Source organism: Mesorhizobium sp. A556, assembly GCF_054489545.1.
On the sequence record NZ_JBTMXA010000002.1, the window covers coordinates 67,649 to 81,615 of the forward strand.

Consider the following 13,967-nt stretch of genomic DNA (forward strand, 5'->3'; position numbering starts at 1 on the left):
GCGACCATGAAAAAAGCCCGGCTTCGCGCCGGGCTTTTTCGTTGCGCAGCGGTGTCAGCGTTGGGCGAGGTAAAGCGTCTCCTCGTCGTCGCGCTGCTGGCCGCCGAGGACTGCGGCGGCACTGGCGATAAACGCGCCGATGACCAGCGAAAGAGCAGCGATCAGCGCGAAGGTAGCCGCCGCCTTGCGGGCCGTATCGGCGGCCTGCTGTGTCTTAACCTTGGTGTCCTCCACCTTGGCGAGCATGGCGTCGACGCGCGCCTTGGCGTCCGCTTCGGAAAGACCCGTGCGTGCCGCCACCAGTTGCGACAGATAGGTCTTGTCTTCGTCGGAAACCGTACCCTCGGCAGCACTGGCGATGAGGATGCGGGAGGCTTGCGCGGTGGCTGCCGCGTCGCCTTCGCTACCTGGAGCCGTCAGTTTGGCAGGGTCGGATGGCCGGAACAGCGAATCGACGAAATAGGACGTTGCATTACCAGCATTGTCGCCAGCGCCGCTTGACGAGGCCACGGTCGAAGCGCCCTGGGCAACGCCCGAGACGACGGTCGAAGCCGCTTGCACGCCGCCGCCGATGAGGGATGTGAGCGCCGACCCCAGGATGCCCACGACGAGAAGCGTGGCAAGCGCCCATGCCAGGAAGCCGTGCGCGGTGTCGCGAAAATAGGTCTCGTCGGTATGGACGCCGACCCATCGGGTACGAAGCCGCCCGGTCAGGTAGCCGCCAACGCCCGACGAAAGCCATTGCACGACCACCAGCCAGACGGCCGTGGACGCGGCAAAGGTGGTGATGCTGGCGCCTGAACCCGACCATGGCGATACCATGGTGAGGCCAAGGCCGGAGCCGAGCAGCATCAGGATGAAGGTCAGTGTGGAGGCCGCGAATGCGCCCGCGATAATCGGCCCCCAGCTGACGGCGGAGGATGACGATTCGACGGGTCCGGCGACTTCCACGGCGGAAACGGTGGCTTGCATGGCGCCCACCTATCGCAGGAACAGAAGGATAAGGATGATGATCGGAATAGGAATACCGAGCAACCAGAGCAGAATACCGCGACCCATGACAATCTCCTGTTACGATGGTGAGGTGCATGCTCACAATGTGACAGGCGACTTTCCGTTCCGATCGGCCGGTTGAAATTTACACCGAATCTGATCGCCAGAGCGCGGCACAGCCTGCCGCGCGCCGTTACGCTGCGCGGTCAGATGTCGAGATTGGCGACCGACAGGGCGTTGTCCTGAATGAATTCGCGGCGCGGCTCCACCTCGTCGCCCATCAGGCGCGTAAACAGCGAATCGGCGCCGGCCGCATCGTTGACCCTGACCTGCAGCAACGAGCGCACATTTGGATCGAGCGTGGTTTCCCAAAGCTGCTCGGCGTTCATTTCGCCCAGCCCCTTGTAGCGCTGCATGGTCAGGCCCTTGCGGCCGGTGGCGAAAATGGCGTTGAGCAGCGCCAGCGGCCCGGCGATCGTCTCCGACACTTCCTTACGCCGCAGCACGGGCGGCTGGTCGTAGATTTCGCCGAGGCGTGGCGCATAGCGGTCGAGCTGGCGCGCATCGGCCGAGTTGATCAGCGCCAGGTCGAGATGCGCGTATTCCTTGACGCTGCGCACGGTGCGCTCGAACACATAACCGCCGACGCCCTCATTGGAGGTCGACATGCGGCCGGTCCAGCCGCGTTCGGTCTCCTCGGCGATGATGTCGAGGCGCTTTGCAATCCGTTCGGCCATCTGGTTTGCATGGGCGAGATCGACAAAGGTTTCCGGGTTGAGACCCCCGGCAATCGCCGCCTGCTCGACCACCGCATGGCTGTAGCGCGTGTGCAGGCCGTTGATGAGATGGCGAACGGCCAGCGCGTCGTCGATGACGGAACGCAGATCCTGACCGATGCGCACTTCGCCCGAGCCCAGCGTCAGCGAGGCTTCTTCCAGACCGGAGCCGATCAAAAATTCCTCGAAGGCGGCTTCGTCCTTGATGTATTGCGAACTCTTGCCGCGCGTCACCTTGTAGAGCGGCGGCTGGGCTATGTAGAGGTGGCCGCGCTCGATCAGTTCCGGCATCTGCCGGAAGAAGAAGGTCAAGAGCAGGGTGCGGATATGCGCGCCGTCGACGTCGGCGTCGGTCATGAGGATGATCTTGTGGTAGCGCAGCTTGTCGGCGTTGAACTCGTCCTTGCCGATCGAGGTGCCAAGCGCCGTAATCAGCGTGCCGATCATCTCGGAGCCGAGCATGCGGTCGAAGCGCGCCCGCTCGACATTGAGGATCTTTCCGCGTAGCGGCAGGATCGCCTGGTTCTGGCGCGAGCGCCCGCCCTTGGCCGAGCCGCCGGCCGAGTCACCCTCGACGATGAACAGTTCGGACTTCGCCGGGTCTTTCTCCTGGCAGTCGGCCAGCTTGCCCGGCAGCGAACTGACGCTGAGCGAGCTTTTGCGGGTGATGTCGCGCGCCTTGCGCGCCGCCTCGCGCGCCGCCGCCGCCTGGATGACCTTCTCGATCACGATCTTGCCTTCGCTCGGATGCTCTTCCAGCCAGGTGCCGAGCGCCTCGTTGACGAGGCCTTCGACCACCGGGCGGACTTCCGAGGAAACCAGCTTGTCCTTGGTCTGCGAAGAGAATTTCGGATCGGGAACTTTTACCGAAAGCACGGCCGTCAGCCCCTCGCGGCAATCATCGCCGATCAGCCCGACCTTTTCCTTCTTGGTCAGGCCCGAGCTTTCGCCATAACCGGTGATCTGGCGTGTCAGCGCGCCACGAAAGCCGGCCAGATGGGTGCCGCCGTCGCGCTGCGGAATGTTGTTGGTGAAGGCCAGCACGTTCTCGTGGTAGCTGTCGTTCCACCACATCGCGACTTCGACGGTGATGCCGTCGCGCTCGGCGCGGATGGCGACGGGCTTGTCGAGCAGCGGCTTCTTGGCGCGGTCGAGATATTTGACGAACTCTTCCAGCCCTCCGTCATAGTGCAGTTCCTTGTGCACCACGTCGGCGTGCCGCTTGTCGGTCAGCAGGATACGCACGCCCGAGTTCAGGAAGGCCAGTTCGCGCAACCGGTGTTCCAGCGTTTCGAAGTCGAAATCGATCATGGTGAACGTGTCGGTCGAGGGGAAGAACGAAATCTCCGTCCCGCTGCGGCCCTCATAGGTGCCGGGCAGATTGTTTTCCTCATAGTCCCCGGTGACTTTAAGCGGCGCATCGGCATTCCCGTGCGTAAAACTCATTTCGTGGATATGACCATGGCGGCGGATCTTCATCTTCAGCCACGAAGAGAGCGCATTGACCACAGAGACGCCGACGCCGTGCAGGCCGCCCGAAACCTTGTAGGAATTCTGGTCGAATTTGCCGCCGGCATGCAGCTGCGTCATGATCACTTCGGCCGCCGAAATACCTTCGCCGGTGTGGATGGCGGTCGGAATGCCGCGCCCGTTGTCCGCCACGCTGACCGAACCGTCAGGGTTGAGCGCCACTGAAACAAGATCTGCGTGACCGGCCAATGCCTCGTCGATGGCGTTGTCGACCACCTCATAGACCATGTGGTGCAGGCCCGAACCGTCGTCGGTGTCGCCGATATACATGCCGGGCCGCTTGCGGACGGCATCCAACCCCTTCAAAACCTTGATGGAATCGGCGCCGTACTCATCTGGCACGCCAGTGGCGGTGTCGGTCTGGTCGCTCATGAAAATCCGTTCGATTGCTGCAGCTTAAAGCGCTCGGAAAAAGGGCCGCGAATCGCGGCCCGATGCTCACCCAGATATAGGCCTTTGCGGCCGATTTTCCAAGGTTTGCAGGCATTTGAGCACAGATTGCGAGCCGGCTGGAACCGCCGCTCGAAATCACGCCGCGAACGGTCGATGAACTATGCGGCGCTCCGCAGCGGCTTCAGCGCTTCGCTCCAGCGCAGAAGCTCGTCCAGCATGATCTTTGCGCCCGAAAGCACTTGCGCGCCCGGATTGAAAACGCCGCTGTCGTCCCGCAAATTCGAATGCATCGGCAGCACCACAGCCTCCGGGATCGGCATCACCTTGACCGTGGTCAGCAGCGGCTTGACCGCCTGCACCGAGCGCATGCCGCCCGAGACGCCGCCATAGGAGAGGAAGCCGGCCGGCTTGTAGGCCCATTCGTTCGACAGATAGTCGACGGCGTTTACGATCGCGGGGGCGGCGAAATAATTATACTCCGGCGTCACGAACACGAAGGCATCGGCGGCGTCGATCGCCTTCGCCCACGCTTTGGTGTGCTCATGCTCGTATTTGCCGAGGCGCGGATGATGCGGCTCGTCCAGGATCGGCAGGTTGAAGGCCGCGATATCCGTCAGCACCGGCTCGAACCCGCCATGCGCGCGCGCTAAACCCTCCAGCCATTCGGCGTAGACCGGGCCGACGCGGCCGGGGCGGGTGCTGCCGACGATGATGCTCAATTGGTGCTTCAAGGTAAACTCCTGATTGTAGGTGGTATCCGTTGGTGACTGTCATTTATGACGGATGATCCTATCGGGCAAGCAGGCACCTTTTGGTAACTCATCGGTCACGTGGACGTTGCCTCGCCTCCTCCCTACATTGGTTGCATATCGGAGAACGCCATGGACGCCCGGCCCGCCCCCTTCGTTCCGCCAGCACCGAAGCCGCGCACCTCGCCGCCCTCGGCGCTGGAGATGATCCGCATCGTCCACCGCAACCCGCTCGAATTGTGGGGCGAGGCGACCTACAACGAACCGTGGATTTCGGTGAACGGCATCGGCGGTCCGCTGGTCATTGCCAACGATCCCGGCCTCATCCGCCATGTGTTGGTCGACAACGCCAAAAACTACAAGATGGCGACGGTGCGCCAGAAAATCCTGCGCCCGATCCTGCGCGACGGCCTGCTGACGGCCGAGGGCGAGGTGTGGAAGCGCTCGCGCAAGGCGATGGCCCCAGTGTTCACGCCGCGCCACATCTTTGGGTTCGCGCAGCCGATGCTGAAGCGCACGCTGGAGTTCGTGGAGCGCTACGAGGACGGCACGGTCTCGGAAATCGCCCACGACATGACCATGCTGACCTACGAAATCCTCTCCGAGACGCTGTTTTCGGGCGAGATCGCGGGCGAGAAGGGCACGTTCGCGCAGGATATCGACCGCCTGCTGGAAACCATGGGCCGGGTCGATCCGCTGGATCTTCTGCGCGCGCCGGACTGGCTGCCGCGCCTGACCCGCATCCGCGGCCGCAAGACCATGGCCTATTTCCGAAAAATCGTTACCGACACGGTTTCGCTGCGCGAGGATCGGCTGAAGCGGGATCCAAATGGTGCACCGGAGGATTTTCTCACCCTGCTTCTGCGCGCCGAGGGGCCGGACGGGCTGACCCGCGCCGAGGTCGAGGACAACATCATCACCTTCATCGGTGCCGGGCATGAAACGACGGCGCGCGCGCTCGGCTGGACGCTCTACTGCCTGGCCGAGGCGCCGTGGGAGCGCGAGCCGATCGAGCGCGAGATCGACGCCGTGCTGGCTACTGAGCCGGACCCGGCCAAATGGCTGGACTTGATGCCGCTGACCCGCGCGGCCTTCGACGAGGCGCTGCGGCTCTACCCGCCGGCTCCCTCGATCAACCGCGAGCCGATCGAACCGGAACACTACAAGGATTTGTACATTCCGCCGAAAGCCGCTGTGCTGGTGATGCCGTGGGTCATCCATCGCCACCGCAAGCTGTGGGACCAGCCGGACGCCTTCATGCCGGAGCGCTTCCATCCCGGAAACCGTGAAAAGATCGACCGCTTCCAGTATCTGCCGTTCGGGGCAGGGCCGCGTGTCTGCATCGGTGCGGCGTTCGCCATGCAAGAGGCGATCATCGCGCTGGCGGTGCTGCTTTCGCGCTTCCGCTTCGACGCGACACCGGAGACGAAGCCATGGCCGGTCCAGAAACTGACCACGCAGCCGCAGGGAGGCTTGCCAATGCAAGTAACACGACGATGACCAGGGCCTATAAGGTGCATATTACCGGGCGCGTGCAGGGCGTAAGCTTCCGCTTCTGGGCGCGCGAAGAAGCCGAGCGGCTTGGCCTAAAAGGCTGGGTGCGCAACGAGCCGGACGGCTCGGTCGCAGCCCTCGTCGCCGGGCCGGACGGCGCTGTCACACTCATGCTGGAGCGGTTCTGGCAAGGGCCGGCCGGAGCCGTCGTGGCCGATGTCAGGACGGAAGCGGCCGACAGCACCGATGCGCCGACCGGGTTCCGCATCGCCGGCTAACGCGCGGTTGTAGGCTCGAAAATCTATTCCTTGACGAAGGGCTTTACCTCGCCCTTCAGCTTGATGGTCAGCGGCTGGCCGTAGCGGTCCTTGGATTTCGGCGTGGCGACGCGTATCCAGCCTTCGCTCACGCAATATTCGCTGACGTCTTCGCGCTCCTTGCCGTTGAAGAGGATGCCGACGCCGCGCTCAAGCGCTTCGGCATTGTAGAACGGGCTGCGCTCATCGATGCTCATTCTGTCGGGCAGGGTCATCTTCAATCTCCGGTAGGCCGGCTAAGACCGGCAAGCCGGCGATAACCGGCAGCGGTGACGGTTTCAAGTCCGAAAGGGTCTATTTCAGCTGCGTCCGTGGAAAACATTCTCCACATGCACCGGCCAGCGCCACGGCAACACCGCCACCATGTCGAAGCGCACCGACAGCCTGCCATAGTCCGGTTGGCGCGACAGCCACAGATCGGCCGCCCCCTCGATGCGCCGTTCGGATTCGCGGGCGATGGCCTGCATCGCCTCGATCAGCGTCCTGCGCGCCTTGACCTCGACGATCAGCACCAGATCGCCGCGCCGCGCGATCAGGTCGATCTCGCCGAGTTTTGTGCGGTAGCGGCGGGCGAGGATGCGAAAGCCTTTCAGCCGCAAAGCCAGCGCCGCCAACCCTTCGCCACGATGCCCGCGCCGATAGGCCGATTTGCGCCGAGCCAGCGTCTTTTGCCGTTCGCCTCGCTGGTCAGCCACCGCCGCCTTCAACCTTCCTTCAACTCCAGCAGCCGCCGATAGAGCGCCTGCTTGTGCCCGCCTGTCATTTTTGCCGCTTCGCCCGCCGCCTTGGAAGCCGGCATCTCGCTTGCCAGGGCCAAAAGCAGCCGGTCGATATCCGCCGGTTCTTCCACGGTTGTTTCCGGCGGGCCGACGCAGATGACGATTTCGCCTTTTGGCGTATCGGCGGCCGAATAGTGATCGGCCAGCGCCTGCAATGTACCGGGGCGCATCTCCTCGAAAGTCTTGGTCAGTTCGCGCCCGATCGCGGCCTTTCGCGCGCCGCCATAAGTCTCGACCATGGCGGCCAGCGTATCGGCAAGCCGGCGCGGCGATTCGAAGAAGATCAGCGTCGCCGGCACCGCTTTCAGTTCCTGAAGCCGCGTCAGCTTTTGCCCCGCCTTCACCGGCAGGAACCCGGCGAACAGGAAGGCGTCGGAGGGCAGGCCGGAGGCGGTGAGCGCCGCGAGCGGGGCGGAAGCGCCGGGGATCGGCACGACGCGGATGTTCTTCTCCTGCGCCTCGCCGACCAGCCGGTAGCCGGGATCGGAAATCAGCGGGGTGCCGGCATCGGAAATCAGCGCCACGCTTTGCCCCCGTTCAAGCGCTGCGATCAGCTTCGGCCCGGCCTCGGCCGCATTGTGTTCGTGATAGGCGGTAGTGCGGCGGCGGATGCCGTAGCGTGAAAGCAGCACGCGCGAAACCCGCGTATCCTCGCAGGCGAGAATGTCGGCGGCGGCCAGCGTTTCCAGCGCGCGCAGCGTGATGTCGCCCAGATTGCCGATCGGCGTCGCCACCAGATAGAGCGCCGGCTCGAGCGGCCGGGCGGTCATTTCCGTTTGCCCGATCACATAGCTGTATTTGATCGCGTCGCCGATCATGCGGACCCCTTGTTTCGCCCTGTGTGGCACGGCTTGGCGCCGCTTGGCAAAGGTGCGCCCTTTTCAGCGCGCCAGATCGGCCACCACCGCATCGAGCACGATCATTCCGGCGGGCGTGACGCGCAGGCGCGAATTGCCGACCGGTGCGACCAGCCCTTCCTCCTGCAGCGTCGACAGCCGCGTCGAAGACAGGCCGCGCCCCGAATATGTCTCGTAGCGGGCAAGATCGATGCCCTCGACCAGCCGCAAGCCCATCAACAGGAATTCGTCGGCCTCTTCCGAGCGGCTGAGGATCTCGCCGTCGACCACGCCGTGCCCCTTGGCCTCGACCAGATTGGCCCAGGTCTCCGGCATCTTTTCAGCAATCGTCACCACGCGGTGGCCGTTCTCGACAAAGCGGCCATGCGCCCCGGGACCGACGCCGACATATTCGCCGTAGCGCCAATAGGTGAGGTTGTGCCGGCTTTCCGCGCCGGGCTTGGCGTGGTTCGAAATCTCGTAGGCCGGCAGGCCGCGTGCCGTGGTGATCTCCTGCGTGATTTCATACAGTTCGGCGGCATGGTCGTCGTCGGGAATGGCGAATTTCTTCGCCCGGTGCAGGGCGTGGAACGGCGTGCCTTCCTCGATGGTCAACTGGTACAGCGACAGATGGTCGGCTGCGTGGCCGATGGCCTGCTCAAGCTCGGCCTCCCATGCTTCCGGCGTCTGGCCGGGCCGCGCATAGATCAGGTCGAACGACAGGCGCGGGAAAATCTCGCGCGCCAGCCCGATGGCCACGAGCGCCTCCGACACATTGTGCAGCCGGCCGAGAAAACGCAGGTCCGTATCGTTCAGCGCCTGCACGCCCAGCGACACGCGGTTGACGCCGGCGGCGCGGTAGCCGCGAAAACGCTCCGCCTCGACGGAAGAGGGGTTGGCCTCCAGCGTCACCTCGATGCCAGCCGGCACCGTCCAGTGTTTCGCGACCGCCTCCAGCACCGCACCGACCGTTTCCGGCTTCATCAGCGAGGGCGTGCCGCCGCCCAGAAAAATGCTGGTGACCTCGCGCGGCCCGGTGCGGGCGCGCATGGTGGCAAGCTCCGTCTCGAAGGCGCGGGCAAACCGCTCTTGATCGACCGGCTGGTGGCGGACATGGCTGTTGAAGTCGCAATAAGGGCACTTGGCCGCGCAGAACGGCCAGTGGATATAGATGCCGAAACCGGGGGATCGGTCGAGTTTCATCATCATTCCGAGCCGAGCCTTGCCAGCCTTGCTTGCGCAAATTTCTGGAAGGCCCGCGCCCGGTGCGACAGCGCATCCGGTTGTCCTGGCTTCCAGCCGTGTTTTTCCTGCGCCGACATTTCCCCGAACGTCTTGGCGTAGCCGTCCGGCAAGAACACCGGATCGTAGCCGAAGCCGACATCGCCGCGTGGCGGCCATACAAGCTGGCCTTCCACCTCGCCGCGATAATATTCGGCCTCGCCATCGGGAAACGCCAGGCAGATGACCGCCACGAAGCGGCCGGTGCGGGCCGCCGGTTCCTTCGCGCCGACTTCCTGCATCGCCACTTCGGTGCGCTGCATGGCCATGCCGAAATCGCGCGTTCCCTCGGGCGTTTCGGCCCAGTTGGCGGTGTAGACGCCGGGCGCGCCGTCGAGCGCGTCCACGCACAGGCCGGAATCGTCGGACATCGCCGGCAGGCCGGTGGCGCTGGCCGCCGCGAACGCCTTGATATAGGCGTTTTCCTCGAAGGTGGTGCCGGTTTCGTCCGGCTCGGGCAGGTCGTATTCCTTGGCCGATTTCGCCTCGAAGCCGAACGGCCCCATCAAATCGGCGAATTCGCGCAGCTTGCCTTCATTATGGCTGGCGACGACGATTTTTTTCCCATTGAGAGAATGCATCACAGGTTCCAGATTCTTGGCTCAGTGAATTCCAGCGAATTGCCGGAGGGATCGCGAAAATAGATTGAGCGGCCACCGCCTGGCCACTCGAAATCGGCCTCGATAGCGATGGTTCTCGCCTCGAGATGGATCTTCCAATCCGCGATTTCCTCAGCCGTGGCGGCAAAGCACAGATGACCTTGCCCGGTCGTCCCATGTGGCGGCACCGGCAGCCTCGCGTCGGGCGAGGGCGGCTGGCGCGTCGCCTCGGCATTGAACAAGAGCAACACGCCCGATCCGCATTTGAAAAAGACGTGGCGGTTGGCGACGCTCGCGATCTTTTCCAGCCCCAGCACCTCGGCATAAAACGCTTCCGCCGCATCGAGATCGGTGACGTACAGCGCGGATTCGAGGATGGCGGAGGGGGTCATGGCGTGACGCTGCCCCTCACCCCACCGCCATTTTCTGCAGATCCACCAGCCGCGCGATGCCCTTCTTGGCCAGTCCCATCAGCGCGGAAAACTGTTCCTCGGAGAACGGCTCGCCTTCGGCGGTGCCCTGGATTTCCACGATTCCGCCCTTGCCGGTCATGACGAAATTGGCGTCGGTGCCGGCGGTCGAATCTTCCGGATAGTCAAGATCGATGACCGGCTGGCCATCATGGATGCCGCAGGAAATCGCCGCGACATGGTCTTTCAGCACGCGCTGGACGCTCGCCATCTGGCGCGCTTCCATCCAGCGCAGGCAATCGTAAAGCGCTACCCAGCCGCCGGTGATCGAGGCGGTGCGGGTGCCGCCATCCGCCTGGATGACGTCGCAGTCGACGGTGATCTGCCGTTCGCCCAACGCTTGCAGATCGATCACGGCGCGCAAGCTCCGTCCGATCAGCCGCTGGATCTCCAGCGTGCGCCCGCCCTGCTTGCCGGAGGACGCCTCGCGGCGCATGCGGTCGCCGGTCGAGCGCGGCAGCATGCCGTATTCCGCCGTCACCCAACCCTTGCCGGAATTGCGCATCCAGCCCGGCACCTTTTCCTCGAGGCTCGCCGTGCACAGGACATGCGTGTCGCCGAACTTGATCAGGCAGGAGCCTTCCGCATGCTTGGAGATGCCGCGTTCGAAGGAGATGGCACGCATTTCGTCGAACTGGCGTTTGGAAGGGCGCATTCGGGCATCTTTCTCGTGAGTTTGGAAATCCTGGCCGGCTTGTAGCCGCATGAGAAGCAAGGCGCAAAGGAAAAGGCCCTCGACGCACCCCGGCTTGCGTCCCCGGCATCCACCTCTATATCCTCAGGACAGAGGTTTTTGCTCCGATGACCAAGCCGATCACCGATCCGAACATGCAGTCGCCGGCGTTGCAGTCGCTCGACATGCGCTCGCGCGATATTTTCCGGCGCATCGTCGAATCCTATCTCAAGGACGGCGAGCCGGTCGGCTCGCGATCGCTGTCGCGCATCTTGCCCTCATCGCTGTCGCCGGCCACCGTGCGCAACGTGATGAGCGATCTGGAGCATCTCGGCCTGATCTATGCACCGCATATCTCGGCCGGACGCCTGCCGACGCAGACCGGGCTTCGCTTCTTCGTCGACGCTTTCATGGAACTGGGTGACCTGTCCGACGAGGAGCGCCGTTCCATCGAAGCGCAGGTGAAGGCGTCCGGCTCGGGCATGACGCTTGAACACATGCTGACGGACGCCAGCCAGATGCTGTCGGGCATGTCGCGGGGTGCGGGCCTTGTGCTGACCGCCAAGAACGAAGTGGCGCTGAAGCACATCGAATTCATCCAGCTTGAGCCGACCAAGGCGCTGACCGTGCTCGTATCGCAAAACGGCGATGTCGAAAACCGCGTCGTCGATCTGCCGGCCGGCATAACGGTTTCGCAGTTGCACGAGGCCTCGAATTTCCTCAACGCCCATATTCGCGGTCGCACGCTGGCTGAGGCCAGGGTGGAGATCGCGCGCCTCAAGGAGGAGACCAGGCTCGCCCTCGATTCGCTGTCGCAAGGCCTGGTGGAAAAGGGACTGGCGGTATGGGCCGGCACCGAAGGCGGCCTGCCGGCGCGGCTTATCGTGCGCGGCCGCGCCAATCTGCTGGAAAACGTCACCGCGCAGGCCGACATCGAGCTTCTGCGCCACCTGTTCGAGGACATGGAGACGCAGGAAGGGCTGATGCAACTGCTCGACCTTGCCGAGCAGGGCTCGGGCGTGCGCATCTTCATCGGCTCGGAAAACAAGCTGTTCTCGCTGTCCGGCTCGTCGCTGGTGGTCGCGCCCTATCGCGACAAGGACGCCCGCGTCGTCGGCGCGCTTGGCGTCATCGGGCCGACGCGCCTGAATTATGCGCGCATCGTTCCGATGGTCGACTATACGGCGCAGCTTATTTCCCGCATGCTGCGCTGATCGTATCCGGCTCTGCAGGGAGACAAAAATGGCGCTCGAACAGTTCAAGGCCCAGATTGCCCTCTTGATGGAAGAGATGATCAACCAGCCGCAGGATCAGCACGAAATTCAGGAACAGCTCCGGGAAAAGTTGTCGGAGATGCGCGCCATGGGCATGCCGCTGCCGGCCGATCTCGTGCAGTTGGAAAAGCGATTGGACGACGATTTTTACGAAGCGGGAACCTGATCCCCGCCATCCGTGTCCTCCGGTCTTCTTGCAGCAGGCCGTTCACATCCTCGTGCGCAACGGAACGGCCATGGCCTCGGCCGGTTTGCCTTCCTGGTTCACTTCATGGAGACAGCGATGCACCGCCTCGCCGCCCTAAGCGCCATCGCCGCGCTTTTTCTTGCCGCTGGAGCGGCCTACGCCCAGCAGGCGGACGATACTGTCCTGAAAGGCGAAGCCGCGTTTGGCGACTGGCGGCAGGATGGGCCGGGCGTTCGCCGCCTGATCCGGCCGGACGATCTGCAAAAGCCGTTCGTGACGGAATCGGCTTCGAACAGCGCCGACAAGGTGGCGATGCCGAAGGACGCCCGGCCGCACTTGCCGCCGGGTTTTTCGGCCGAGTTGATCGCATCCGGCCTGCGCAGTCCGCGCGTCGTGCGTGTAGCGCCGAACGGCGACCTTTTCATCTCGGATTCCAGGGCCAACCGCGTGCTGGTCTATCGCCTGGGCGACCCCGGTGAAAAGCCCAGGGACGCGGTCTTCGCCAAAGGCCTGCACCAACCCTACGGCATAGCCTTCCATCCGGCTGTAGATCCGCAATGGGTCTATGTCGCCAATTCCAACAGCGTCGTCCGCTTCCCCTACAAGTCCGGCGACCTCGAAGCGTCGGACAAGCCGGAAACCGTCGTCGCCGGCATTCCCTCGAACCATCACTGGACGCGCGACATCGCCTTCTCGGCGGACGGCAAGACGCTTTATTTGTCCGTCGGTTCCGGCTCGAACGTGGCCGAAGACATCGGCAGCGCGCCCGCCGGCGGGCTCGAGGCATGGACGGCCTCCGCGCCGCTGGGAGCCGCCTGGGGTTCGGAGCAGGGCAGGGCCGAAGTTCGCGCCTTCGACCCGGACGGCAACAACGAGCGGGTCGTTGCAACGGGTTTGCGCAATTGCTCCGGCATGACGGTACAGCCGGCCACGGGCGCGTTGTGGTGCGTTGTCAACGAGCGCGACGGGCTGGGCGACAACGTTCCGTTCGAATACGCCACGACCGTCCGGCAGGGCGCGTTCTATGGCTGGCCGTGGACTTACATCGGCGAGCACGAGGACCCGCGCCATGCCGGCGAGCGCCCCGATCTTGCCGGCAAGACCACGGTGCCCGACGTGTTGATGCAGGCGCATTCGGCACCGCTGAACATCGCCTTCTATGAGGGTGCAAATTTCCCCGCCGACTACAAGGGCGACGCCTTCGTTGCGCTGCATGGTTCGTGGAACCGGGGTGCGCGCACGGGCTACAAGGTGGTTCGCCTGAAATTCAAGGACGGCAGGCCGACCGGCGAGTACGAGGATTTCATGACCGGCTTCGTCGTTTCCGACGCACAGGTGTGGGGCCGTCCGGTCGGCGTGGCGGTCGCGAAAGACGGCGCGCTCATCGTTACCGAGGACGGTTCCGGCACGATCTGGCGCGTCGTCCATGACGCTCCTAAAAGCTGACGGCCGGCGGCCGGTTCAATCGGATGCCTGACGCGCCTGACGGGCATGTCGATGACCCGTGCAGGAATATTATTCCGTCTGAATACAGAGTTCGGAAATGACTTTCCTTGAACGGGTAGCTTTAAGCACGCCATCCACTCGGATTTTCTCGCCTCCATCTCTATCATGCC

General features: G+C 63.9%; 15 protein-coding genes. 5 read left to right on the forward strand and 10 right to left on the reverse strand.

The features are described 5' to 3' along the window. Window positions 1-54: 54 nt before the first annotated feature. The 3 genes from ACX3P0_RS04865 to ACX3P0_RS04875 form a co-directional block, all read right to left on the reverse strand. Window positions 55-972 carry a hypothetical protein gene (locus ACX3P0_RS04865; protein ID WP_459086950.1) on the reverse strand — a complete coding sequence of 306 codons (918 nt, stop codon included), beginning with the start codon at window positions 970-972 and terminating at the stop codon, window positions 55-57. Window positions 973-1,199: 227 nt separating this feature from the next. Beyond that, complete coding sequence (gene gyrB, locus ACX3P0_RS04870; RefSeq protein WP_459086952.1) at window positions 1,200-3,671, reverse strand: DNA topoisomerase (ATP-hydrolyzing) subunit B; 2,472 nt, start codon at window positions 3,669-3,671, stop codon at window positions 1,200-1,202. Window positions 3,672-3,850: 179 nt separating this feature from the next. Further along, complete coding sequence (locus ACX3P0_RS04875; RefSeq protein WP_459086954.1) at window positions 3,851-4,423, reverse strand: NADPH-dependent FMN reductase; 573 nt, start codon at window positions 4,421-4,423, stop codon at window positions 3,851-3,853. A gap of 150 nt (window positions 4,424-4,573) precedes the next feature. Between ACX3P0_RS04875 and ACX3P0_RS04880 the strand changes: the two genes are divergently transcribed. After that, a complete protein-coding gene (locus ACX3P0_RS04880) occupies window positions 4,574-5,941 on the forward strand; it encodes a cytochrome P450 (RefSeq protein WP_459086956.1) in 1,368 nt (455 codons plus the stop codon). Continuing rightward, entirely contained in the window at window positions 5,938-6,213 is a 276-nt protein-coding gene (locus ACX3P0_RS04885) for an acylphosphatase (protein ID WP_459086958.1), read from the forward strand. Before ACX3P0_RS04880 ends, ACX3P0_RS04885 begins: the two co-directional genes overlap by 4 nt. Before the next feature lie 23 nt (window positions 6,214-6,236). Here the strand turns inward: ACX3P0_RS04885 and ACX3P0_RS04890 are convergent, their stop codons facing one another. The 7 genes from ACX3P0_RS04890 to rph form a co-directional block, all read right to left on the reverse strand. Next, window positions 6,237-6,467 (reverse strand): DUF3297 family protein, encoded by a 231-nt coding sequence (locus ACX3P0_RS04890; protein WP_459080695.1) that lies wholly within the window; start codon window positions 6,465-6,467, stop codon window positions 6,237-6,239. Window positions 6,468-6,551: 84 nt separating this feature from the next. After that, entirely contained in the window at window positions 6,552-6,947 is a 396-nt protein-coding gene (locus tag ACX3P0_RS04895; RefSeq protein WP_459086960.1) for a YraN family protein, read from the reverse strand. 8 nt (window positions 6,948-6,955) lie between these two features. Then, the gene (rsmI, locus tag ACX3P0_RS04900) at window positions 6,956-7,849 is read right to left on the reverse strand and encodes a 16S rRNA (cytidine(1402)-2'-O)-methyltransferase (protein ID WP_459086962.1); all 894 of its coding nucleotides are present in this window, start codon (window positions 7,847-7,849) and stop codon (window positions 6,956-6,958) included. Between the two features lie 63 nt (window positions 7,850-7,912). After that, window positions 7,913-9,076, reverse strand: a complete 1,164-nt coding sequence (gene hemW, locus ACX3P0_RS04905; RefSeq protein WP_459086963.1) for a radical SAM family heme chaperone HemW — start codon at window positions 9,074-9,076, stop codon at window positions 7,913-7,915. Beyond that, on the reverse strand, window positions 9,073-9,729 hold the full coding sequence (rdgB, locus tag ACX3P0_RS04910; protein WP_459086964.1) for an RdgB/HAM1 family non-canonical purine NTP pyrophosphatase: 657 nt from the start codon (window positions 9,727-9,729) through the stop codon (window positions 9,073-9,075). Before rdgB ends, hemW begins: the two co-directional genes overlap by 4 nt. After that, entirely contained in the window at window positions 9,729-10,139 is a 411-nt protein-coding gene (locus ACX3P0_RS04915) for a VOC family protein (protein ID WP_459086966.1), read from the reverse strand. The genes rdgB and ACX3P0_RS04915 overlap by 1 nt, the downstream gene beginning before the upstream one ends. A gap of 16 nt (window positions 10,140-10,155) precedes the next feature. Further along, window positions 10,156-10,872: a ribonuclease PH gene (gene rph, locus ACX3P0_RS04920; protein WP_459086968.1), complete on the reverse strand. Its 717-nt coding sequence runs from the start codon at window positions 10,870-10,872 to the stop codon at window positions 10,156-10,158. Window positions 10,873-11,018: 146 nt separating this feature from the next. Here rph and hrcA point away from each other — a divergent pair, with 146 nt between their 5' ends. The 3 genes from hrcA (at window position 11,019) to ACX3P0_RS04935 (ending at window position 13,797) form a co-directional block, all read left to right on the forward strand. Further along, window positions 11,019-12,104, forward strand: a complete 1,086-nt coding sequence (hrcA, locus tag ACX3P0_RS04925) for a heat-inducible transcriptional repressor HrcA (protein WP_459080688.1) — start codon at window positions 11,019-11,021, stop codon at window positions 12,102-12,104. 28 nt (window positions 12,105-12,132) lie between these two features. Beyond that, a complete protein-coding gene (locus tag ACX3P0_RS04930; RefSeq protein WP_459080687.1) occupies window positions 12,133-12,330 on the forward strand; it encodes a hypothetical protein in 198 nt (65 codons plus the stop codon). Window positions 12,331-12,447: 117 nt separating this feature from the next. After that, window positions 12,448-13,797: a PQQ-dependent sugar dehydrogenase gene (locus ACX3P0_RS04935; protein ID WP_459086970.1), complete on the forward strand. Its 1,350-nt coding sequence runs from the start codon at window positions 12,448-12,450 to the stop codon at window positions 13,795-13,797. The last annotated feature ends 170 nt before the right edge of the window (window positions 13,798-13,967 follow it).

Excerpts from the sequence above, each read along its gene's own strand:
- ACX3P0_RS04865 (WP_459086950.1), bottom strand. The coding sequence starts at position 972 with ATGCAAGCCACCGTTTCCGCCGTGGAAGTCGCCGGACCCGTCGAATCG.
- gyrB (WP_459086952.1), bottom strand. The coding sequence starts at position 3,671 with ATGAGCGACCAGACCGACACCGCCACTGGCGTGCCAGATGAGTACGGC.
- ACX3P0_RS04880 (WP_459086956.1), top strand. The coding sequence starts at position 4,574 with ATGGACGCCCGGCCCGCCCCCTTCGTTCCGCCAGCACCGAAGCCGCGC.
- ACX3P0_RS04885 (WP_459086958.1), top strand. The coding sequence starts at position 5,938 with ATGACCAGGGCCTATAAGGTGCATATTACCGGGCGCGTGCAGGGCGTA.
- ACX3P0_RS04890 (WP_459080695.1), bottom strand. The coding sequence starts at position 6,467 with ATGACCCTGCCCGACAGAATGAGCATCGATGAGCGCAGCCCGTTCTAC.
- rsmI (WP_459086962.1), bottom strand. The coding sequence starts at position 7,849 with ATGATCGGCGACGCGATCAAATACAGCTATGTGATCGGGCAAACGGAA.
- hemW (WP_459086963.1), bottom strand. The coding sequence starts at position 9,076 with ATGATGATGAAACTCGACCGATCCCCCGGTTTCGGCATCTATATCCAC.
- rdgB (WP_459086964.1), bottom strand. The coding sequence starts at position 9,729 with ATGCATTCTCTCAATGGGAAAAAAATCGTCGTCGCCAGCCATAATGAA.
- ACX3P0_RS04915 (WP_459086966.1), bottom strand. The coding sequence starts at position 10,139 with ATGACCCCCTCCGCCATCCTCGAATCCGCGCTGTACGTCACCGATCTC.
- rph (WP_459086968.1), bottom strand. The coding sequence starts at position 10,872 with ATGCGCCCTTCCAAACGCCAGTTCGACGAAATGCGTGCCATCTCCTTC.
- hrcA (WP_459080688.1), top strand. The coding sequence starts at position 11,019 with ATGACCAAGCCGATCACCGATCCGAACATGCAGTCGCCGGCGTTGCAG.
- ACX3P0_RS04930 (WP_459080687.1), top strand. The coding sequence starts at position 12,133 with ATGGCGCTCGAACAGTTCAAGGCCCAGATTGCCCTCTTGATGGAAGAG.
- ACX3P0_RS04935 (WP_459086970.1), top strand. The coding sequence starts at position 12,448 with ATGCACCGCCTCGCCGCCCTAAGCGCCATCGCCGCGCTTTTTCTTGCC.